This window comes from Desulfurellaceae bacterium (genome assembly GCA_021296095.1).
Classification (GTDB): domain Bacteria; phylum Desulfobacterota; class Binatia; order Bin18; family Bin18; genus JAAXHF01.
In genome coordinates this window covers 12,214-33,109 of the sequence record JAGWBB010000041.1, presented here as the reverse complement: position 1 = coordinate 33,109, position 20,896 = coordinate 12,214, and the positions used below count along the sequence as shown (strand labels likewise).

18 protein-coding genes are annotated in these 20,896 nt (G+C 63.3%); 8 read left to right on the top strand and 10 right to left on the bottom strand.

Features of this window, described 5'->3' with window-relative positions; translation table 11 throughout:
* Positions 1-11: 11 nt before the first annotated feature.
* Positions 12-1,097 carry an LLM class flavin-dependent oxidoreductase gene (locus J4F42_11675; protein MCE2486165.1) on the top strand — a complete coding sequence of 362 codons (1,086 nt, stop codon included), beginning with the start codon at positions 12-14 and terminating at the stop codon, positions 1,095-1,097.
* Positions 1,098-1,160: 63 nt separating this feature from the next.
* Here the strand turns inward: J4F42_11675 and J4F42_11670 are convergent, their stop codons facing one another.
* Entirely contained in the window at positions 1,161-2,348 is a 1,188-nt protein-coding gene (locus tag J4F42_11670) for an amidohydrolase (protein MCE2486164.1), read from the bottom strand.
* A 149-nt stretch (positions 2,349-2,497) separates the two neighbouring features.
* Here J4F42_11670 and J4F42_11665 point away from each other — a divergent pair, with 149 nt between their 5' ends.
* Complete coding sequence (locus tag J4F42_11665; protein MCE2486163.1) at positions 2,498-3,727, top strand: DEAD/DEAH box helicase; 1,230 nt, start codon at positions 2,498-2,500, stop codon at positions 3,725-3,727.
* Between the two features lie 132 nt (positions 3,728-3,859).
* On the opposite strand, the gene J4F42_11660 is transcribed toward J4F42_11665, so the two are convergent.
* On the bottom strand, positions 3,860-4,732 hold the full coding sequence (locus J4F42_11660) for a TIGR03619 family F420-dependent LLM class oxidoreductase (protein ID MCE2486162.1): 873 nt from the start codon (positions 4,730-4,732) through the stop codon (positions 3,860-3,862).
* A gap of 181 nt (positions 4,733-4,913) precedes the next feature.
* Between J4F42_11660 and J4F42_11655 the strand changes: the two genes are divergently transcribed.
* On the top strand, positions 4,914-6,644 hold the full coding sequence (locus J4F42_11655) for an amidohydrolase family protein (protein ID MCE2486161.1): 1,731 nt from the start codon (positions 4,914-4,916) through the stop codon (positions 6,642-6,644).
* Positions 6,645-6,720: 76 nt separating this feature from the next.
* On the opposite strand, the gene J4F42_11650 is transcribed toward J4F42_11655, so the two are convergent.
* From J4F42_11650 to J4F42_11620, 7 genes are all read right to left on the bottom strand, one after another.
* Positions 6,721-7,119, bottom strand: a complete 399-nt coding sequence (locus J4F42_11650) for a VOC family protein (protein MCE2486160.1) — start codon at positions 7,117-7,119, stop codon at positions 6,721-6,723.
* 27 nt (positions 7,120-7,146) lie between these two features.
* Positions 7,147-8,025 (bottom strand): LLM class F420-dependent oxidoreductase, encoded by an 879-nt coding sequence (locus J4F42_11645; protein ID MCE2486159.1) that lies wholly within the window; start codon positions 8,023-8,025, stop codon positions 7,147-7,149.
* Between the two features lie 23 nt (positions 8,026-8,048).
* Positions 8,049-9,962, bottom strand: coding sequence for a sodium:solute symporter family protein (locus J4F42_11640; protein MCE2486158.1), 1,914 nt, complete (start codon positions 9,960-9,962; stop codon positions 8,049-8,051).
* 12 nt (positions 9,963-9,974) lie between these two features.
* On the bottom strand, positions 9,975-11,249 hold the full coding sequence (locus tag J4F42_11635; protein ID MCE2486157.1) for an LLM class flavin-dependent oxidoreductase: 1,275 nt from the start codon (positions 11,247-11,249) through the stop codon (positions 9,975-9,977).
* Positions 11,250-11,339: 90 nt separating this feature from the next.
* Positions 11,340-12,716, bottom strand: a complete 1,377-nt coding sequence (locus tag J4F42_11630; protein MCE2486156.1) for a DUF1329 domain-containing protein — start codon at positions 12,714-12,716, stop codon at positions 11,340-11,342.
* A gap of 22 nt (positions 12,717-12,738) precedes the next feature.
* Positions 12,739-14,451 (bottom strand): purine/pyrimidine permease, encoded by a 1,713-nt coding sequence (locus J4F42_11625; GenBank protein MCE2486155.1) that lies wholly within the window; start codon positions 14,449-14,451, stop codon positions 12,739-12,741.
* Positions 14,441-15,841 (bottom strand): aminotransferase class V-fold PLP-dependent enzyme, encoded by a 1,401-nt coding sequence (locus J4F42_11620; protein MCE2486154.1) that lies wholly within the window; start codon positions 15,839-15,841, stop codon positions 14,441-14,443. Before J4F42_11620 ends, J4F42_11625 begins: the two co-directional genes overlap by 11 nt.
* A gap of 261 nt (positions 15,842-16,102) precedes the next feature.
* Here J4F42_11620 and J4F42_11615 point away from each other — a divergent pair, with 261 nt between their 5' ends.
* Together J4F42_11615 and J4F42_11610 are read left to right on the top strand one after the other, a co-directional pair.
* Positions 16,103-17,257 carry an amidohydrolase gene (locus J4F42_11615; protein MCE2486153.1) on the top strand — a complete coding sequence of 385 codons (1,155 nt, stop codon included), beginning with the start codon at positions 16,103-16,105 and terminating at the stop codon, positions 17,255-17,257.
* Between the two features lie 32 nt (positions 17,258-17,289).
* Positions 17,290-18,483 (top strand): CoA transferase, encoded by a 1,194-nt coding sequence (locus J4F42_11610; GenBank protein MCE2486152.1) that lies wholly within the window; start codon positions 17,290-17,292, stop codon positions 18,481-18,483.
* Positions 18,484-18,488: 5 nt separating this feature from the next.
* Here the strand turns inward: J4F42_11610 and J4F42_11605 are convergent, their stop codons facing one another.
* Positions 18,489-19,094, bottom strand: coding sequence for a DsbA family protein (locus J4F42_11605; protein MCE2486151.1), 606 nt, complete (start codon positions 19,092-19,094; stop codon positions 18,489-18,491).
* Between the two features lie 107 nt (positions 19,095-19,201).
* On the opposite strand from J4F42_11605, the gene J4F42_11600 reads away from it, so the two are divergent.
* The 3 genes from J4F42_11600 to J4F42_11590 are packed head-to-tail and all read left to right on the top strand — an operon-like array spanning position 19,202 to position 20,887.
* Entirely contained in the window at positions 19,202-19,483 is a 282-nt protein-coding gene (locus J4F42_11600) for a hypothetical protein (protein MCE2486150.1), read from the top strand.
* A 54-nt stretch (positions 19,484-19,537) separates the two neighbouring features.
* The gene (locus J4F42_11595) at positions 19,538-19,801 is read left to right on the top strand and encodes a hypothetical protein (GenBank protein ID MCE2486149.1); all 264 of its coding nucleotides are present in this window, start codon (positions 19,538-19,540) and stop codon (positions 19,799-19,801) included.
* Positions 19,802-19,804: 3 nt separating this feature from the next.
* On the top strand, positions 19,805-20,887 hold the full coding sequence (locus J4F42_11590; protein ID MCE2486148.1) for a hypothetical protein: 1,083 nt from the start codon (positions 19,805-19,807) through the stop codon (positions 20,885-20,887).
* Positions 20,888-20,896: the final 9 nt, after the last annotated feature.

The following is a 20,896-nucleotide window of genomic DNA, read 5'->3' as shown; positions in this document are numbered from 1 at the left end:
AAGGAGTTCCGATGACCCCGCCCCTGCGTTTTGGGACCTACACCGAGATTCAGTGCCCACCGGGCAGGGACCATGCGGAGATGATATACGACGTGCTGCGACTCGGCGAGCACGCCGACGAGCGTGGATTCGATCTGTTTACGGCTCTTGAACATCCGTTTTTTGAGCAGTTTGCCATTAATCCCAATCCGCTGGCGCTGTTTTGCAGCCTGGCTCAGCGGACCCGCCGGCTGCGCTTTCGGACCCTGTGTCATACCCTGCCGCTGCATAATCCGATGGTGCTGGCCGGCGAGATCGCCCAGGCCGACATCCTGACGCACGGACGGCTCGAGTGTGGAGTCGGGCGCGGCCATGCCTGGCTGAACGAGCCGGCCAATATCAGGCTGGAGGAAAATCAGGAACGTTACGTCGAAGCGCTCGACATCCTGCTCCTGGCCTGGACCCAGGACAGGTTCTCCTACGACGGCAGGTATTACACCGTCAGGGATCTGTCCGTGGTCCCTAAACCGCTCCAGCAACCGCACCCGAAAATCTTCCAGCTCGGGACCAGCACAAAATGGTTTCAGCGCGCGGCCGACAGCGGCTGGGGCGTGACCGTCGGCGGACCGGCGCCGTCTTTTGTCTTCAAGGAACCGGCGGCCTTCTATCTGAACGCCTGCAAGGCGGCTGGCACGACGCCGTGCCTCGGCTATGTGAAGGCGATTTACCTCGACGAGGACGAGGACCGGGCGCACCGTGAAGCGGAACCGGTTGTGCGAAACTTTGTGAAGTTCAACGTCTCACCCATGGATTCGCTGGCCCACCACAGTCCGCAAGACAAACAACGCCTGATTGATGCGGGCTATGCCTTTTATGCTGCGGAGGATTTTCCGCGGCTGCGGGAGCTGTCATATCAAGAGCTGATCGAAGCCGGCATTGTGTACGTCGGCACCCCGCAGCAGGTCGGCCAGCAGCTGCTCGACCTGTGGGAAGAGTTCCGCTTCCATGAACTCATCATCATGAGCCACTACGGCGGAACGGAGCTGTGGAAGGCGCTCAAGACCCAGGAGCTGTTTGCCAAACAGATCATGCCCCGGCTCAAGGCCGCGGCACGCTGAGCCGGGTGGTTTTGATGGTGAGGTCGAGGAGAGATCCTTCTCCTCTTATCTCGGAGACCCCGTTCAGGCCGCTTCGAGCGGATACAGCCGCAGGGCGTTATCCCACATGATCTTGCGCTTGCTGTCTTCGGACACCCCCGGCAGGCCGAGCAGTTCCTCGGCTGCGCCGGCATATTTTCGTCCCTCGGGATGACCAAAGTCGGTCGCGGTCACGATATTGTCGTCGCCCATCACCTCAATGACCTGCTTGATGCCGGGGTCATCCTGGTCGGCCGCGATGTAACACTGGCGCTGGAAGTAGTCGATGGGGTGCAGCTTGAGACCCGGATTTTCCAGGTCACGGAAACCGCCCTGCACGCCGGCGTCCATGCGGTCGATCCAAAACGCGACCCAGCCCGCCCCGGATTCCAGGTGCACCACGCGCAACTTTGGATGGCGTTCGAGCACCCCGCCCATGATCAGCGCCGCGCTGGCAATCATATTGCCCATGGTAAAGGCCATTGTGCCCTGGATGGAGCGCAGCCGGGGCAGGTAGTAGTACAGCATCTCGTCCGCGGCATTGCCCGCCCCGACATGGATGGCCAGCGGCACGTCGAGGTCCTCCAGGGTACTCCACAGCCGGTCATACACGGCGTCGTACATCCGGTATTCGCCGACCGGGGTGGGGTTGATATGGACCGCCTTGAAGCCAAAGTCTTTGACGCAGCGCCGCACCTCTCGGATCGCTTCGTCGGGGTCGCGCAGGTCGATGGACGCCGCGCCAACGACCCGGCCGCCGGCCTCGGTGCAGAAATCGTGCAGCCAGTTGTTGTAGGCCCGGCGGTAGGCTGCGGCAGTGTCCGCTTTGAGCTGAGGAACCGCAGTCACGTACAGGCCGACGGTCGGATAGACGACCATATAATCAATGCCGGTGCGCTCCAGGGCCAGCTTGTACAGCTCAGGCGGAAAGCCTCTGCGGGCAAAGCCGGCATAGGCGTCGTTGTGCTCGGGCATGACAATGCGTGTGCCCGCGTCGCCCAGGGTCAGCTCGCCGTCGGGCATGGGGTCGCGGCCAAACGGCATGACATAGTCTTGGTCGCTGTCGGTCGCCGGAATGGTCACCGAAATACCAAAGCCGAGCGGCTGGCCCTGATAATCGACCCACGCGTGCGGCATTTCGGAACGAAACGGCGCCTCAAGATAGCGCTCAAACATGTCGGCCGGTTCGAGGATGTGCGAATCGCTGTCAATGAATTTGTAGCCCTGGTACATGCTGCTCCTCCTGTGCCGGAACACGGGCCACTATGGTCGTCCCAACCGTATCAAGTCAAGAGAGTCGCCGGCCCTGATACCGGCAACTCCGTGCGACTGGCGTCTGACCGGCCGGTCAGCTAAGATAAGGGTCCAAAGGAGAAACGTGTTTGACGACATTTCCCGAACTCGGACTCAGATCCGAATTGCTCCGTGCCCTCGATGACGTTCACTATACGGTCCCCACGCCAGTCCAGAGTGAGGCTATCCCGGTCGTGCTGGACGGTAAAGACTTGCTCGCCTGCGCGCAAACCGGGACCGGAAAAACCGCCGGTTTTCTGCTGCCCATCCTGCACGAGCTGGCCTATGCCACAGGTCCCCGCTTACGGGCGCTGGTCCTCAGCCCGACCCGCGAGCTGGCCGCTCAGCTCGGCAAGAGCGCCCTCAAATATGGCAAATACCTCCAGCTACGCTCGACGGTGGTGTTCGGTGGGGTGGGACTCGGCCCCCAGATCGAACAGCTGGAGCGCGGCGTAGACCTGTTGATCGCCACCCCTGGCCGGCTGCTCGACCACATGCAGCGGGGCAACCTGAGCTTCCACGCCCTGAGCGCGGTCGTGCTCGACGAGGCCGACCGGATGCTCGACATGGGGTTCTTGCCCGATGTGCGGCGTATCCTGAACGCCCTGCCACCTGAACGCCAGACCCTGCTGTTCTCGGCCACCATGCCGGCTGAGATCGAGCGCCTGGCCCACGATGTCATGCAGTCTCCGGTTGTGATTGATGTCGGACCCAGAGCCACGCCGGTTTCGAGCGTGCGCCAGGTGCTGTATCTGGTCGAGGCCGAACAGAAGGGCCGCCTGCTCCACTATCTGCTGCAGCGGGGACAGCTACGGCACGTGCTGGTCTTTACCCGGACCAAGAGCCGGGCCGACTGGCTGGCCCGCCGGCTGAGCCAGACCGGCCGTCAGGTTGAAGCCCTGCACGGGGACAAGAGCCAGCGGCTGCGGACGCGCGCCCTGGACGGCTTTCGGACCGGGCAGATTGACGTGCTGGTGGCTACCGATGTGGCGGCCCGCGGTCTGGACGTGCAGGGCATTTCGCACGTCATCAACTTCGATGTGCCGCAGGTCGCCGACGACTACATCCACCGGATCGGGCGGACCGCCCGCGCCGAGGCCCAGGGCGACGCCATCTCGCTGGCCTGCCTGGACGAGCTGAGCTATGTCCGGGCTATCGAGCGCAGCCTCGACGCCGCAATCCCGCGCAAGATGGTGCGCGGCTTTGAGCCGGGTCCGCTGACCGTGCGTCAGTATACCCAGCCCCAGGCGTCGCGGGCGGCGCGGCTGGCCACCGGCGCGATTCGGCACTTTGCCCCGCGCGGCCAGAAACGCTGGTAGACCGGTCGCCGCGACGCTCCCGTCATGCCGGACGTGATCCGGCATCCAGAGGCCGGGGTCTGGGAGCCTGGATTCCGGCTTGCGCCGGAATGACGGCAGGGGCCGGACGGCTCTACGGAATCGTGAAACAGCCTAGGACAGGAAGGCCCGGGCGTTGTCTTCCAGCCTGGCCAGGGTTTTTTCCGTATCCACATCGGCCATGGACAAGACCAGTTCCTGAACGCCGATCTCTTCCAGCTGTGACAGCCTGTCCGGATTGTCCTTCAAATCCCGGCCATCGGCCATCATCGAGAAGGCCAGTTGAGAAAAATCCCGGCCGCGTTCGGCCATCAGGGCTCTGAGCCGCTCGGTCCGCTCTCGCAGCGCGTCAAGCGGAATCGGACCCGGCTGCCAGCCCTCGCCCAGGTCGGCCACGCGTTTGAGGGCGGGCAGGCTTTCGCCGCCAAAAATTATTGGCGGGTGCGGTTTCTGGACCGGCAGCGGCTGGGCGTACAGGTCGGGAAAGGAGAAATACCGGCCCTCGAAGCTGGCCGCCTCGTCGGTCCAGATGGCTTTCATCAGCCGCAGGTATTCGCGGGTGCGGCTGCCGCGCTCGGAGAAGGTCTCTCCCAGGGCCTCGAATTCTTCGGCCAGCCAGCCCACCCCGACCCCGAACTGAAAGCGGCCGTTGGCGACCATGTCGAGGGTCGCCACGGCTTTGGCGACGTGCAGCGGGTTGCGGTAGGGGACCACAATCACACTGGTGCCGATCTGAATGGTCTGCGTACTGGCGGCAATGCCGGCCAACAGCACGAAGGGGTCGGGAAACGGCAGGCGGCGGGGAAAGCTGGCCGAGCCGTCCGGGGTATACGGGTAGGCCGATTCGATCTTTTCCGGAATAACAATATGATCGCCCAGCCAGGCCGAGTGATAGCCGAGTTCCTCAGCCCTCTGGGCAATGCGGATATAATCGGCCGCGCTCGGCCGCATGCCGACGCCCAGCGAGAAATGGATGCCAAACTTCATGGTTGCTGCCCTCCCTGTGTCTGCGCGTGTGGTGTGACCGCTGCCATAGCACATCCCGCGGCCCGGTCTCAACGGAGGGGCGGGTTTCAAACCCGCCCCCGCACATCCCCCGTTTTTCCTTGACAATGCGGTCCGGTGTTCTCTATTGCATAGGAGACGCGGACACAATACGGAGGCAGCCATGGCATATGACCTCGTGATTCAAAACGGTACGGTGATTGACGGCACCGGCGCTCAGCAGTTCCGGGCCGATGTCGCCGTTACGGACGGTCGGATTGTGGAGCTTGGAGACCATCTCGACGGAGCAGCCCAGACCATTGACGCCGACGGGCTGATGGTCGCTCCCGGCTTTATCGACCCTCACACCCACTACGACGCCCAGATCTGTTGGGACCCCCAGATCAGCTGTTCGGCCTGGCACGGTGTGACCAGTGTGGTGATGGGCAACTGCGGCGTTGGCCTTGCCCCGTGCCGGCCGCAGCAGCACGAGGCCCTGGCCTGGGATCTGGTCAACGTCGAGGGCATGTCCTACGACGTGCTGTCCAAGGGCGTTGGCTGGGGCTGGGAGAGTTTCGCCGAATACATGCGGGTGCCGACCCGGAATGGGATCGGGATCAATATGGGCTTTCTCATGGCCCTGACGCCGCTGCGCTCGTATGTGATCGGCGAACACGCCCAGGAGCGGGCGGCCACCCCTGACGAAACGGCCCAGATCAGCGCACTGCTGGGCGAGGGCATGCAGGCCGGGGCGCTCGGCTTCTCGACCACCCTGGCCACCCAGCACGTCGGCTACAAGGGCCGTCCGCTGGCCTGCCGACTGGCCAGCCGTGACGAGCTGGCCAGCTATGCCCACGTCCTGCGCGACCTCGGCTATGGGGCGATTGAGGTCAATCTGGGCGGAGCCGGTTCGTCCATCATTCCCCAGGAACAGCTGGATATGGTTGACTTTCTGCTGACCGAAAGCCAGCGCCCAGTCACCTGGCTGTCGGTCCAGACCCGCAACGATCAGCCCACCGCTCACCGTGAGCTGCTGGACAAGACCGCCGCCCTGATTCGGCGCGGGGCGATTCCTCAGGCCAGCTGTCAGCCGACCGAACTCCAGTTCAACCTGCGTAACCCGTTTATTCTGGGGCCGTACGAGGTGTGTCACCAGCTGTTCAACCGTTCGGCCGAAGAGCAGGCCACAATTTATGCCGATCCGGCCTTCCGGGCGGCTTTTCGTCAAGCCTACACCACCAGCCCCAAGGCGTTCAGCGGCCAGTGGCAGCATATTCAGGTGTGTATCGTTGAAAACCCCGAGCACCACGACTGGCTGGGCAAGACGATTGCCGAGCTGAGCCAGCGCCAGGGCAAAGATCCCCTGGATACCTTTTTTGACTGTGCCCTGGCCGACAAGCTGGGTACCAGCTTTTCCATGGCCGCCCTGAATTTCGATCCTCCGCTGCTGCAAGAAGTGGTGACCGATTCACGGGTGATGATCGGCCTGTCCGACGCCGGGGCGCATGTCGATATGCTGTGTAACACCGGCTATCCGACCTATTTGTTGGGCACCTGGGTGCGCGAGCGGCAGACCATGAGCTGGGAGCGCGCGGTGCAGCGCATCACGTCCGAGCCGGCGCGCTTCTTCGGCCTACACGAGCGGGGCACGATTGCCCGTGGCAAGGCTGCCGACCTGGTGGTGTTCGACCCACGCACGGTCGGGGCGGGGGAGAAACAACTGCTCGAAGATCTGCCGGGCGGGGAGGGCCGCTTTGTCCAGTACGCCGAAGGCATCCAGTCGGTGCTGGTCAACGGCGTGCCGATCGTGGCCGACGGCCGGGACTGTGGCCAGCTGCCGGGCCAGGTGTTGCGAGCCGGCCGGCGGCAAAGGTCAAAGGGCAAAGGGCAAAAGTCAAAACGGCAGACACGCTAGCGGTTGTCCATTTTTGCCATTTGCGTTTTGCCATGTGCCTTGCCTTCGTCTTTGTTCAATGTCGGATGACGCTTCGCTAATCCGACCTGTTCATCTGCTCGGCCGTATAGTCGCGGGTCAAGAGTTCGAGGATATGGCCATTCGGGTCCCGGAAATAGACCCCGCGCCCGCCGTTCCAGTGGTTGAGCTGCATGTCGTCGAGCGTCCACGGCTCGCTGCCATAGACCAGGTCAGCGTTCACGATACGCCCAAAGATCTCGTCAAACTCGGCCTCGCTCACTTTGAAGGCGTAGTGCGCGGGCTGGAAAGATTCGCGATTGTCGAAGTCCAGCGTCAGGGACTGACTGGGGAGCTTGATGGGTGCGAAGTGGCCCATCGGGCCTTCGTACTTGAACCCGAATATGCGCTCGTAGAAGCGCACGGATTCTTCCTTATCATGGGCGGGAACGATCAGGTGGTTGAGCTCGATGGTCATTGGGGCGACCTCCTATTGCTAGTTTGTTTAGCCGCGCTGCGACATGGTTTCGGCGTAGCGCCTGATCTCGGCAAACAGCTGAGGCGTTTCTTCGTCGGTCGCTGACACCAGACCGTACAGGACGTGGGCGCCCAGCTTGTCGAAGACATCGGCCACCGCCTCGGTCGCGTCCGTGCCGACCATGCAGGTGATTTCGAGCTGGCTGAAATCGCGTCCCGCCTCGGCCATCAGCGAGCGCAGCTGGTCGAGCTTCTGGCCGATAACGTCCGGCATCAGGCCGGCCGGTTGCCAGCCGTCGGCGCAGCGCACGACGCGGCGCAGGGCGGCCGTGGTGTTGCCGCCGACCCAGATCGGCGGGTGAGGCTTGTGGACCGGGTAGGGGCCAAAGTTCACGTCCCGGTCAATGGTCACGAAACGGCCCTCGATACGCGGATGGGCGTCCGTCCACAGGGCTTTCATGACCTCGATGTATTCGTCGGTCATGCGTCCCCGCTCGGCAAACGGGGCGTTCAGAAAATTGAACTCCTCTTCGATCCAGCCGCTGCCGATGCCGGCAATAATGCGCCCGTTGGACAGCTTGTCGAGCGTGGCGATCATCTTGGCCGTGACCGCAGGATGCCGATAGGGAACGATAAAGACGCTGGTTCCGAGCCGGACGCTGGAGGTGATGGAGGCCATGAAGCCCAGCATGGCAAAGCAGTCCGGCCAGTGCTGGTCCTGATACCTGTGGATCTGGGGGTCCTCGACCGGCAGCGGAAACTTGGAGTTGATCTTGCGCGGCGGCAGGACGTGGTCGCCGATCAGGATCGACTCATAGCCCAGCTCTTCGGCCAGCTGGCAGACATCTTTGAGCACGGCCGGATCGGTGACCGACACGCCGTTAGCCAAGTGTAAACCGTATCGCATTGTTCCTCCGTTCTGTGGGTTGCTTATTGGGGGCGTATTGCTGGTGTTTGCTCAGCGCGGGACGCGGCCAGCACGGTCTGACCTTTCTGAGACAGGGAGATGCGCCGTTCCCAAATCCCGGTGTTGTGCAAATAGCCGAGCCGGTCGAGACGACTCACGACCGCCCCGAGGGTTGAGGCCTGGACGCCCAGGCTTGCGCCCAGGGCACGCAGCGTCCTGGGGCTTGCCTGTATGTGTTCGAGAACCTGTAATCCGATGGGATCCTGTGTCGCTCCGCTGTCGGTTTCACCGTCGGGGGTGCCGGTGCCCGGCTGCTGGCGGCCGCGAGCAGTCAGAGCCAGGGTAAAAAAATGAGGTCCCTGCCCAGCCTGACGTTGGACCAAACCTGCTCCGATAAGTTCCTCGATCAGTCGGTTGCCGTGGGCGGTATCAAGCGTCAAAAAATCGGTTATTTCGACCATCTGGGTATAGCCCTGGCCAAGCAGGCTCAGCACGCGCCGATGCTCATCGTGCAGGGTCAATGGTCCTGAGCTGCGGACTGAGGGCGTGGTGGCGGTGAACAGAGACAGCCCGATAATCAGGGGCAGGGCAACCACCGTGCCAATAATCACCGTATGGGCTGACCAGCTGATCAGGCCGGTCAGCTGGAGTCCCTCGTAGATCGCCATGCTGATCATACTCAGCAGGGTTCCCCAGAACGCGCCCGTCGCAGTCAGGCCCGACCACCGATGGCCGAGCAAAAAGACCAGTGCCGCCGGTCCCAGCAGGGCACAGCTGATGGCGAGCAGAAAATACGGACCGCCAGGGTAAAAACTCAGCGCCCAGATGCCCCCCCCAGTCACCACGGTCAGAATCCGGCTCATCCGCAAGACCTGGTCGCTGGTAGCCTGGGGATGGAGAAAGCGCTGGTAGAGATCGCGCACCAGCGTGGCGGTGATCCCCATATGGGCGTTGCTGGTGGTTGAAATGGTCGCCGCTAAGGCCGTCACCAACCCAAACAGCGCGACCCATGGCGGCAGACTGCGCATCAGCATGCCGTACGCGCTCATCGGATCGGCCGTGCCAAGAAACTCCTCGCGGTGGACGCTGCCGGCATACAGCCCGAGAATGCCTAAAGCGCCGTGCACGACCAGAACGACGACGATACCCCCAATCACATACTGCCAACGGGCGACCGATTCCGAGCGTGCCGACGCGGCCCGCAGCCAGTAATAGTTTCCGCCCCATTGGATGAACATGCCGACGACCAGAAACACCGTAAAAACGCTCGGATAGCTCAGCCGCCACACGGGAAACGTGCCGGCTGTGCCCTGGCTGAGCGGGGCCGACGAGACAAAGCTGGTCTGAATCATCTCCCAGCCGCCAAAGGTCCAGGCGCAATAGCCGACCAGACCGGGCAGCATGACAAAACCCAGGAGCACCTGCACGACATCGGTCAGGGTCAGGGCCCACAGGCCGCCCAGGAGGATGAAGACCAGGTGTCCGGCCAACACGAGCGTGATCATCAGCCACAGCGGGGCGCCCAGGAAGCCGGTCATGATGAGCGCCATGGCGACGATGTTCATGGCGACGAGGCCGGCCACGCCAACCAGGGTCGCAATACTCACCACCAGCCGGGTTCGGGCATCGAAGCGCATCTCCAGCCATTCGGGCAGCGTATACGCGCCGGACCGACGCACATACGGACTGGCAAAAATACCGAACAGACAATAGCCGATGACCAGGGGCAGACTCGCCCCCCAGATCCAGCCCATGAATCCGTACTGGATCGTGATACCAGGGATAATGCTGGTCACACTGCCGGCAAAAGGAATGAGGCTGACCTGACGCCCGGCTAAAAGATAGTCGGTATCGGTGGCCACCCAGCGTTTGGCGTACCAGCCCAGAGACCACAGGATGGCAATGAGAATCAGGACGGACAGGCTGGAGATGAGCATGGGGCTTGAGTACTACAACGAGCCTGTGGCGGCGATGGTGTCCGTCACATTCGCCGCCCGCGCCCTGGCCTCCTCCAGCTTGGTCGCTAACAACGGATTCAGGCGGTCCATGATCGGCTCCAGCCGCCGTGCTTTTTCCTGCTGGCGGTGTTCATCGCGGTCTTGAAATTCGGGCATGACTTCCCTGGCGAACAGCTCCAGCGATTCGCAGATGTCCTCGTGGCGGTTTTTTCCGGCCTGGGCAATCAGGATCATCTGATCGACGCCGGCGGTTTCATACTCGCGCAGCTTTGTGCGCAGCTCGTCTGGTGAGCCGATCGCTGCGGTCAGACTGGCCAAGCCACCCGGATCGACGACATTACTGCCGGGGCTGAAGCCGGCTTGGTCGACCGACTCGGGGTCGAGACCCATCAGGTGTTTCTCTTGCTCAAACAGCTCGTACACATTCGTCTGGCCGGGGCGGTGCTGGTGATGACTCAAATAGTAGTAGTGGGCCAGCGAGTAGGCGAAGAACAGGGCGCCGTCGGTACCCTTTTGGCGCGCGCGGTCGCCGTCACAGTCGCACATGAAGCCGGCCACGGTGGCAATATGGGGGTTCACGCTGAAGCCGACCGGGACACATTCCTCGGCCAGCGTTCGATAGTAATCGGTGACCCACCGCTCGGCTTCCTGGGGACTGACAAAGGCGAAGGTCAGGGCGCCAATGCCTTTGCGCGCCGCCGTCAAGATTGTGTCACGCCGCGAACACGCCACCCACAGCGGCGGGTGGGGTTTCTGGGTCGGCTTGGGCACGACATTCCGGGCCGGCATGTTCAGATACTGGCCGCTATGGCCGGCAAACGGGACTTCCACGAACATGCGGGTAATCGCCTGCAGCGACTCTTCCCACATGGCGCGCTTTTCTGCACGCGGAATCTGGAAGCCGTCCAACTCCATGTCCGAGCTGGTTTCCCCGGTGCCGAACTCCAGCCGTCCGTCGCTGACCAGATCCAGCGTGGCGATGCGTTCGGCCACCCGGGCGGGCGGATTATAGGCGTGGGGCAGGGCGACAATCCCGTGGCCGATGCGCATCCGCTTGGTGCGTTGGCTCACCGCAGCCAGGAAGACCTCGGGTGCGCTGGAGTGCGAGTATTCCTCCAGAAAGTGATGCTCGACCTCCCAGAAATACTCGATGCCCAGCCGGTCGGCCAGCTCGGCCTGCTCCAGGGCTTCACGGAAGACCTGCTGTTCGGCTCCCTCCCGCCACGGCTCGGGGGTTTGCAGTTCGTAAAAAATCCCGAATTTCATACGCGCCTCCTTGCTGATATGCCGGTCGCCAGAGCTGATGAGCGTAGTCTACGGCGCACAGTCGGCCGTGTCCAGTTGAGGTGTTGGCGTTCACTCTCGGCGTGATCCTCCGGTCGGCGGCCCGGCTGAGGGCTGGTCGTTGACCTCAAAGACCAGATGGCCGGCCCGTTCCTGAGCCGCAATGCGAGCCGTAACACGGGGCGTGAGTCGGATGTGGCGCTGGTTGGGAAATTTGTCCGGGTAGAGCTGCGGCCGCAAATAAAACTGGTCGGGCCGTGGCACGTCGGCATAGGTCTTGTTCGGACTCACGAGCCATCCCCGGCGCAGAAACTCAGGGCTGAAATACGTCTCCCAGTCAGACTGCCAGTCCATCTTTTTATGGTAGTCGTGGACACCGGCCGTCAGCAGATCAAGGTCGGTCCGCCAGAACAGAAAAATGAGCGGAGTATAGCCGAGTCTCCCATCCTCTGGATATTCCTGACGCGCCAGACGCTCCGATACCAGCAGAAGATTCCCGTCTCGATCATACTGCTCGACCCGCAGCGGATAGAAGACCTGCGTATCGATCCAGTACAGCAGCTTGCCGCAGTAATAGTCGGACAGCCACTCCGGGCGTGGCAGCGCCTCCACCACGTACGTCTCCACCCCGCCGTCAGGCCGGTAGGCCGGGTAGCCCTCACCCATCATTTTTATCTGGGTCGTGTCTTGGTCATACGACGAGCCGTCCGGCCGGGTGAGGGTAATCGTCGGCCGTGTATCGGGAAAACGGACGGTGTCGTACAACACATCCGTCCCGATCAGCTGCCAGGAAAATTCCCACGGATCCCGCCCCTGGAGATCGTCAAACGTCTGTGCGTCGTTCAGGAAACGGGTCTCCCGTCGCGGCTGAGGCTGGCGACGAATACGACGCTGGGCCGGGGTATAGCTATAGCGGTCTTGCTTCTTGGTGAATTCTTGATCGGTCCGGTACTCCATCCACAGGCTCTGGCGTCCATCTGCTGCCGGAGGATTGGTGAACTGGAGCAATCCCCGCATATACTCCTGGCCGGCCGGCAGACGCATCAGGGCACCCCCATCCGCAGGATGGTAGAGGATGGCGGTATTGTTCTTGAGTGTCCCCAGGATATGGCCATCGGCCGTCATGCTCTGCACGACACTGAGCCAGATGTGCGAGAAGCGCGGTCGGGGCGCGTCAAGATCAAAGGCCAGATAGGCCAGTTCTTCGGCGGTATAGGGGGGTGAGAACGGATACGCTTCGGCGGGCAGATAGGGAATCTGGGCATCACGCGGGGTGGTGGTGCGCAGGTCCAGCGTTTGCAGTGCTTGGGCCGACAGCTCGTCGAGAGTTTTCCAGGTTTTGGCTGGGGATTGAGCCAGGCCGGCGGACGCCCAGCCAAGGCTACACACAAGCAGGATGACCGACCACAGCACCAGCCTGACTCTGGGGCAGGCCGGATGGAGAGGCATTACGGGTGCGCCAGCAGCCACCTCAGTGTTCCAGGTGGAAACGCACATGGCAGCGTCCGTCGTGCAACTCGCTCGTGACCCCATCGGCGGAACGACTGACGAGAAAGGCAGACAGGCGGGCCACCGCGGTATTATCGGACAGCAGCTCGTCGGGCGTAGGGGGATGCGTGACCGGCAGCTCGATCAGCCCTCCCTCATACCACAGGTCGATATCCAGATTGAACTCATCGAAACTCACCTCGGTCTGGAGCGGTCCCTTTGCCAGGCCGGCCCCGACCAGGCCCTCGAAAAATTCGGTCAGGAGCGTACTCCCGCGAGAGATCACATCCGGGCGCGCGCCCCAGGCTGCTCCACAGGTCTCCATGAAGGCGATCACTTTGTCAGGAGAGTCCAGGCCGGGCACAAACGCAAAGGAACGACGCACGGCAATACCGATCCGAAAAAGGAGATTGAGCCCAATAGCCACCACCAGGGTGACAGACAGGGGAGAACTGAACAGAGGGGCCAGCTGGGCTGGGACTTGCGCATAGACCTGGGGTAGGACGTTCACACTCAGGCCGAACAGGAGTGAAATGCCAACCACAAAAGTCTTCCGGGTATCCAGCATCCGAGACGAGATGAGCTGGATGCCAGCAATAAGCATGAAGCTGGCCGTGAAGATCAACAACGCTCCCATCACCGGGGTGGGCATCAGCGCGAACACGGTCGCCACTTTCGGCAAGAACGCGCAGCCAATCAGCAGGCTACCGGCCGCAAAGGCGATGACGCGGCTCGTTGCCCCGCTTGCAAGAGAGACCGCGATGTTGGTCGAAGACGTAGACTGTCCGACCCCGCCCAGGAGTCCTGCGGTGATCGTGCCAATTGCCTCAGCCAGTAGCCCACGACTGATAGAGCCCATGTTGGGTCGTTTCCACTCAGCATCGTTCGTTTTCTGACACACCGTCAGGTCACCAACAGATTTCAGAGCGGAGGCGAGCCCGGTCAGCAGGAAGGGGACCAGGAGCGCCAGATCAAAGGACCAGCCCAGCGTCCCGACACTGGGAGCGGCGAGCACCGGGGCCTGGTGCAAGGATTGCAAATCGAGAGCGGTCAGCACGCCACCCACATAGGCGGCACAGTATCCGGCGCCCAGCCCGATGAGCACACCATAGAGTCGCCAGGCACCCTGTCCCCATACGCTGAGCCCAACCATAACGACCAGCGTCAGGCCGGCGACCAGGAGTTCTCGCACCTCCGATACAGGGTCGGTGGCCGTGATCCCGACAAAGCCTGACACCGCTATGGGGAGTAGCGACAAGCCAACGATCATAACAACGAGCCCGACTATCTCAGGCGGAAAGAGCGCCCGTAAGCGTGGCAGGACCCGCGCAAAGAGCGCCTCGAAGCATCCGGCGAGGACGGTCATCCCCAACATGAGGGACAGGCCGCCGGTCTGGGCCGCCAGGAGGGAGGCAGGCAGGTAAGACGGGCCGCACACGTGCGGACACAGGTATCCAGAGCCGACCGGCCCGGTGCGCAGGGCCTGCAACATCGTTCCTATGCCTGCGACGAGCAGGGACACTTGGACCAGCAGCTCAGCCTGCCCAGTGGTTCCGCCTATCCCTCGGACAACCGCGACGGCGAAGACCGAGGCACCGCAGACAACAACAAGATGTTGCAGGCCGAGGACAAGGACGACCGAGGGGCTCGGCGTGTCGTCCACCCCGGAAATCAGGTTTGCCGGTTTACGCGCCATGCCCACCTTTCGATAAGGCGTCCCTCCCGAACCGCTCGATAGCCTCCAGGGTCTGGCGCACGTCGTCCCAGGTCGTGGTGTGGTTCATGATGCACAGCCGCAGAGAGAACGTCCCCCGAAGCAGCGTTGAGGAGATGAGCGCGGGGTCTTCCCAAAAGATGCGGGCGAGCACATTACGGTTGATCTCTTCCAGGGCTTCATCGGCGATGGCCGCGTCCGCAGGGTTGATCCGGAAGCACACGATCCCGAGCGAGGCCGGGTTCGTGATCTCCAGGAGCGGGCTCGCCCGGACATGCTCTTCTGCCCGGCCGGCCAGTTCCATTCCCTTTGCCACGGCGCGCCGGAACGCGGCCAAGCCAAAGGTCTGGACCGACATCCACACCTTCAAGGCCCGAAACGAGCGGCTCAGTTGCAGACCCCGGTCTGCGAAGTTGGGATGGTTTGCGCCCCATACCGTGTCCTGGAGGACATCGTGGTGGAGGGCGAAGACGTTCTCCAGCGTGCTGGCGTCCTTCACCAGCAGGCAGCCCGCCTCGTAAGGCTGGAAGAACCACTTGTGCGCGTCCAGCCCAATCGAATCGGCGCGCTCAATCCCGGCCAAGAGCCTTTTGCCCTTGTCGGTCACGACGGCAAAGCCGCCGTACGCGGCGTCGGCGTGCAGCCAGATGCCTTCCGCCTGGCAGTAGTCCGCCATCGCTCCGAGCGGATCGACGGCTCCGGTGCTGCTCGCTCCGGCGTTTGCGCACACCGCAATGGGGGTGAAGCCTGCGGCGCGGTCGTCGGCCACGGTGCGTCTGAGCGCCTCCAGGTCCATGCGGAAGTCCCCGTCGCTCGGGACTGTGCGCACGCCCTCCGACCGCACGCCGATGATCATCGCTGCCCGGCTGAGCACGCTATGGCTCTGGTCGCTCATGTACACCGTCGCACGCTCGGGATGGCCGGCCGCTTCCCGCGCTGCGACGAGGGCGTCGAGGCAGCCCGCCGAGCCGCCGCTGGTGAAAAGCCCACCCGCGCTGTCCGGATAGCCGAGCCAGCGCCGGAACCAGTCGATGACGACCAGCTCAAGCTGACTCGGCCCGCTGGCGACCAGCCACGTGACGGTGTTGATGTTGTACCCGGCAGCCAGAAAGTCGGCCAGCACCCCCGGCCAGGTAGGCGACGAGGGGATGAAGGCGAAGAAACGGGGGTGGTCGTGCTGCACCGCCACCGGGAGGATCTGGCGTGCGGCTCGTTCAAGGACCTCTGCCGCCGGTCGGCCGTCCTCGGGCGCATCCTCCATCAGTTGCTTCTCAAGCTCTTGGCGAAAATCTCCCTCCCAGGCATCTCCTGCGGGCAGGTTCTCAATCCGTTCCACCAAGAACTCGGCTGCCTGGCGCGCGAGGTCACGCATCAGAGCGGGCGCCATCTGGAGGTCGTCGCGGGCTACCGTACCGGGCGCGTTCTCGGTTGAGGCGTCCGATATTTCTTCTTTCCCCTCTGAGCGTCCCGCCATATATTCCCTCCCTCAGTGCCTAAACGCGTAATCGCACTGGATTTTGCCCTATAGCACTTGGTTGCTTGGCTGGGTATCCCACACTTTCCGCACTTGATCGCTCTGGCGGTTTACACTATGAACGCTCACGTATGAACACGCCCAAAAAGGAGCGCAGGCATGTTTCGGACTTCGTCGCTGCCCTATGACGGGGCTATTGATGCCGATGGCCATATCAACGAGCCGGCCGATCTGTGGGAAAACTATCTGGAGTCGCAGTACCTGGACCGGGCGATTCGGATTCGGCCCGGCCCGGACGGACTCGACCATCTGGAGCTGAACGGGCAGCGCTCGCGTTACTTTGACGCCGAAATTCTGGCCCGCGGACGCAGTATGGGCAACGACGCCCAGGAGCGTGAGCAGGTCAGACGCACGCCTTACGCCGACAGCGTGCCGTTTGGCGGCAATAAGCCCCAGGAACGGCTCGAACTGCTCGACCGCGAGAACCTGACCAAGGCGCTGATCTATCCGACGCTGTCGCTTGAGTGGGAAGCCGAAGTCACCGATCCTGAGTTGGCCCTGGCCTACTGCCGGGCCTACAACCGCTGGGTGGTGGATTTCTGTTCGGACTCGGGCGGCCGTCTGATTCCGATCGCCCATATCACGCTGGCCGACGGACAGGCCGCCGCCCGGGAGCTGGAGCGGGCCGTCAAGGCCGGGGCCAAGGGCGCTTTTGTGGCGCCGTATACGCTGACCGATAAGGCTCACGCCCACCCCGATCACGACCCGTTGTGGGCTGCGGCCCAGGACCTCGGCGTGCCGATCGGCATTCACCCGGTTGCCGAGCCGCCCAAACGGCGGGTCTTTCAGCGTTTCCGCGAGATGTACAAATGGGGTGAATGGTGGGTCGATCTGCTGGGCGCTCAGGGCCCCCAGCAGGCCTTCCTGGGCTTGTTCCAGTACGGCCTGTTTGACCGCTTTCCCGAGCTGAAGATTATCATCCTGGAATCCGGGGCGAGCTGGATCGGCCATCTGCTCGACCGCATGGACGCCGCGTATAAGACCGCCCTGGGCGACAGCGTGCGGCTCAAGGAACTGCCGAGCTTGTATTTCCAGCGCCAGTGCTGGATCTCGGCCGACCCAGACGAAAAATCGGTCCGCTACATGATGGAGTATATCGGCTCGGACAAGTTCTTCTGGGCCAGCGACTTCCCGCACGATGACCACACCTGCGACTATATCAAAGACCTGGCCGAGCTGGTGGCCCCGATGTCTGAACAGAGCCGCACAAACTTTCTGGGGGCTAACGTCGCCCGGGTGTATGGCCTGTCCTGAGCCGGACAGGCTGGGCACGGGCGAGACCGGACATGGCGATGGATCAGGCGCTGGCAGGTTTTCGGGTTCTCGATCTGTCCCGGATTCTGGCCGGCCCGCTGTGCGGCATGGTCCTGGGCGACCTGGGGGCCGAGGTCATCAAGGTTGAGCGGCCGGGCAGCGGGGACGATACGCGGGCCTGGGGGCCGCCGTTTGCGGGCGGCGAGAGCGCCTATTATCTGTGTGCCAACCGCAATAAAAAGAGCCTGACTGTCAACCTCAAATCGTCCCAGGGCCAGGAGTTGATCCGCCGGCTGGCGACCCTCAGCGACGTGTTGATCGAGAACTACAAGGTCGGCGAGCTTGACCGGCTGGGCATCGGCTACGCCCAGCTGAGCAGGCTCAACCCGGGGCTGGTGTTCTGTTCGATCACCGGCTACGGCCAGACCGGGCCGGACAAGGAGCTGCCCGGCTATGATTTCATTATCCAGGGCCGGGGCGGGGTGATGAGTATTACCGGCGAGCCCGACGGTGAGCCGATGAAGGTCGGGGTGGCGATCGCCGACGTGACGGCCGGGCTGTACGCCGCCAACGCCATTCAGGCTGCGCTGCTGGCCCGCTCGCGGACCGGGCAGGGCCAGGCGATTGATATTGCGCTGCTCGATACACAGGTGACCTGGCTGGCCAATGTGGCCAGCAACTACCTGGTCTCCGGCCAACGGCCGGGCCGGTTCGGGAACGGCCATCCGACAATCGTGCCCTACCAGTCCTTTCACTCCCGGGACGGCATCTTCTGCCTGGCCGTGGGCAATGACGGGCAGTGGCGGAGACTGTGCCGCCTGCTGGGGACCGCTTGGGCCGACGACGCGCGCTTTGCGACCAATCCGGCCCGGGTCGAACATCGGGACAGCCTGATTCCGCTGTTGCAAGACGCCTTCTCCGGCCGCGACACCGGCTATTGGCTGGGCGCGCTACGTGAGGCCGGCATCCCGTGCGGGCCGGTGCAGACCATAGACGAGGTGTTTGGCGACCCGCAGGTGGTCGCCCGAGACATGGTCTGGGACGCCCCGCATCCGAGCGCGGGCCAGGTCCGGCTGGCCGCCTCGCCGCTCAAGCTGTCGGCCACGCCGGTCGCCTACCGCCTGCCACCACCCCTGCTGGGAGAGCATAGCGAAGAGATTCTGACCGAACTGCTGGGCTATTCGCCGCCCGAGGTCGAACGACTACGGGCCGACGGGGTGGTGTGAGGCCCTCAGTGTGACACCTGCTCCCGGGACTTGTCGATATAGCGCTGAATCATCATCCGCATGGTCTCGGCCGGCTGAATGCCGATCAGCGGGAACTCGCCCAGCATGAAGGTCGGATAGCCGACAACGCCGAAGGTCGTCGCCTCGGCCTCGGTGTCTTTGACCCGCTGGGTGAAGGTGCCGGCTCGCACGGCGTGCTCAAATTCGGCTACCGGAAGCCCCAGGTCTTCGACCAGTTCCAGCAAGGTGTCCCGATCACCAATGTCCCGACCGGCCTCGTAGATCGCGCTGAACAGGCTATGGTGATAGGCGGCAAACGTGCTCCGCTCCCGGGCAAACTCGGCGCCTTCGAGGGCGGCGGCCGAGTCGAGCCAGCGCTCCGGCACCCGCAGCTCGACCCCGGTCTCGCCGGCCACCCGGAAAATTTTGCCCCTGGCCTCGTCGCCGATCATTTCGCCGTTTTTCCAGCCGTCGTGGCGGCGTGCGATCTGGACGCCCTTCCACAGCAGCTCAATATCGAGCTGGCCGTCGAGCTGTTCCATGACCTTTTTGGCCACATAACACAGGGACGAGGCAAAGTCGTAATAGACGGGAATGATGACCTTGGACATGGGAGCGCTCCTCAGGCTGACGGTCGCACACTAGCGTCTGACGCATTGCACGGGCAAGAGCGGTGTTCTACACTGGCCGGCAGCAATCAGTCGACAAGGAGGGCGATATGGGACAGCTGGAAGTCCTCAACCCCACGGCCGAGGCGCGCACCACGGAGCTTCCGCTGGCGCGCCGGACGGCCGATCTCGCGGGCAAAAGCATCGGGTTTCTCAACAACCGGAAGGCCAACGCCGGTTTGCTGCTCGAAAAAGTCGAGGCCATCCTGCGTACCCGCCTGGGAGCATTCTCCCGTATCAGCGGCGAGAAAAACGCGTCTCTGCCGGCGTCGGATGAGGTGCTGACCCGGCTGGCCCAGTGCGACGCCGCGGTTGTCGCCATCGGTGATTGAGGCTCGTGTACGTCGTGGGGTCTCCACGACACCATTGAGCTGGAAAAACGCGGGGTGCCGACCGCAGTCATTTGCAGCGACGAATTTGCTCCGCTGGGCCGCGCCGAGTCGCAGACCCTGGGCATGGGCGGTATGCCGATTGCGGTGATTCCGCACCCGCTGGCCGGCAATACTCCCGACGAGGTTGAGCGCAAAGCCGGGGCGGTGGCCGACGAAGTGATGGCGATTCTGACCCGACCGGCGGAGCAGCTGGTCGCGGACTATCGGGGCCGCTTCCTCAGGCCGATGGGCAAGCAGCTGCGGCAACGCTCGGCGTAACACATGGATCTGCGTTCCGAGAAGATTGCTCTCGACGACTCGCTCGAGGCCGTCAACGACTGGTTTTACGACCAGGGCTGGACGGACGGCCTGCCGATCATTCCGCCGACGGCCGAGCGGGTCGAGCGCCTGCTGGCCTGGAGCGACCGCGGTCCGCAAGACGAACTCGGGCCGGTGCCGCCAAAATATGGAATCGCGACGGTCGAGAAGGTGGCCGTGAACGCGGTTCTGGCCGGCTGTGTGCCGGAGTATTTCCCGGTCGTCCTGACCGCCCTCGACGCTCTGCTGGAGAGCCCCTTCAACCTCTACGCGGTCCAGAGCACGACCCACCCGTGTGCACCCCTGGTCATTCTCAACGGTCCCATCGCCCAGGAGCTGGGTGTCAACGGCGGCTATAACGCCTTTGGCCAGGGCTGGCGTCCGAACGCTACGATTGGCCGGGCGATTCGGCTGGTGCTGCTGAATATCGGCGGCGGGGTGCCGGGCCTGCTGGATCGCTCAACCCAGGGCCAGCCGTCCAAATACTCGTACTGCATTGCCGAGAACGAAGCCGAAAACCCGTGGACCCCGCTGCACCGCGAGCGCGGCTTTGGGGCCGACACCAGCACCGTCACGGTGTGTGGGGCCGAGGGACCGCACAATATCAACGACCACATCAGCACGGCGGCATCGGGCATCCTGACCACGGTCGCCAGCACCATGGCCGGCATGGGCTCGAACAACGCCTACGCCTTGGGCGAGCCGATTCTGGCCCTGGGACCGGAACACGCCCAGATCCTGGCCCGGGACGGTATCGGCAAAGACGAGATCAGAGACTATGTCTTTCAGCACGCCCGCGTGCCGCGCGAGCTGTGGGAAGCCGGCGGGATGTACGGCATGGGGTTCGTGCCGGACGATCTGTTTCCCGGTGAGGCTGCGCTGCCGCTCGTCCGCCAGCCGGAGCAGCTGATGATTCTGGTTGTCGGCGGGCCGGGCCGCCACTCGTGCTGGCTGCCGACTTTCGGCAGCATGACACGCTCGGTGACCCGGGCGATTTCCCGCCGAGACGGCATGCCCGCCCGGTCGATTCAGGATTTCAGACACTAGCACCCATCA

Excerpts from the sequence above, each read along its gene's own strand:
- J4F42_11605 (MCE2486151.1), bottom strand. The coding sequence starts at position 19,094 with ATGTCCAAGGTCATCATTCCCGTCTATTACGACTTTGCCTCGTCCCTG.
- J4F42_11650 (MCE2486160.1), bottom strand. The coding sequence starts at position 7,119 with ATGACCATCGAGCTCAACCACCTGATCGTTCCCGCCCATGATAAGGAA.
- J4F42_11630 (MCE2486156.1), bottom strand. The coding sequence starts at position 12,716 with ATGCCTCTCCATCCGGCCTGCCCCAGAGTCAGGCTGGTGCTGTGGTCG.
- J4F42_11600 (MCE2486150.1), top strand. The coding sequence starts at position 19,202 with ATGGGACAGCTGGAAGTCCTCAACCCCACGGCCGAGGCGCGCACCACG.
- J4F42_11610 (MCE2486152.1), top strand. The coding sequence starts at position 17,290 with ATGGCGATGGATCAGGCGCTGGCAGGTTTTCGGGTTCTCGATCTGTCC.
- J4F42_11590 (MCE2486148.1), top strand. The coding sequence starts at position 19,805 with ATGGATCTGCGTTCCGAGAAGATTGCTCTCGACGACTCGCTCGAGGCC.
- J4F42_11635 (MCE2486157.1), bottom strand. The coding sequence starts at position 11,249 with ATGAAATTCGGGATTTTTTACGAACTGCAAACCCCCGAGCCGTGGCGG.
- J4F42_11640 (MCE2486158.1), bottom strand. The coding sequence starts at position 9,962 with ATGCTCATCTCCAGCCTGTCCGTCCTGATTCTCATTGCCATCCTGTGG.
- J4F42_11675 (MCE2486165.1), top strand. The coding sequence starts at position 12 with ATGACCCCGCCCCTGCGTTTTGGGACCTACACCGAGATTCAGTGCCCA.
- J4F42_11625 (MCE2486155.1), bottom strand. The coding sequence starts at position 14,451 with ATGGCGCGTAAACCGGCAAACCTGATTTCCGGGGTGGACGACACGCCG.
- J4F42_11615 (MCE2486153.1), top strand. The coding sequence starts at position 16,103 with ATGTTTCGGACTTCGTCGCTGCCCTATGACGGGGCTATTGATGCCGAT.
- J4F42_11655 (MCE2486161.1), top strand. The coding sequence starts at position 4,914 with ATGGCATATGACCTCGTGATTCAAAACGGTACGGTGATTGACGGCACC.
- J4F42_11670 (MCE2486164.1), bottom strand. The coding sequence starts at position 2,348 with ATGTACCAGGGCTACAAATTCATTGACAGCGATTCGCACATCCTCGAA.
- J4F42_11620 (MCE2486154.1), bottom strand. The coding sequence starts at position 15,841 with ATGCGTGACCTCGCGCGCCAGGCAGCCGAGTTCTTGGTGGAACGGATT.
- J4F42_11645 (MCE2486159.1), bottom strand. The coding sequence starts at position 8,025 with ATGCGATACGGTTTACACTTGGCTAACGGCGTGTCGGTCACCGATCCG.
- J4F42_11660 (MCE2486162.1), bottom strand. The coding sequence starts at position 4,732 with ATGAAGTTTGGCATCCATTTCTCGCTGGGCGTCGGCATGCGGCCGAGC.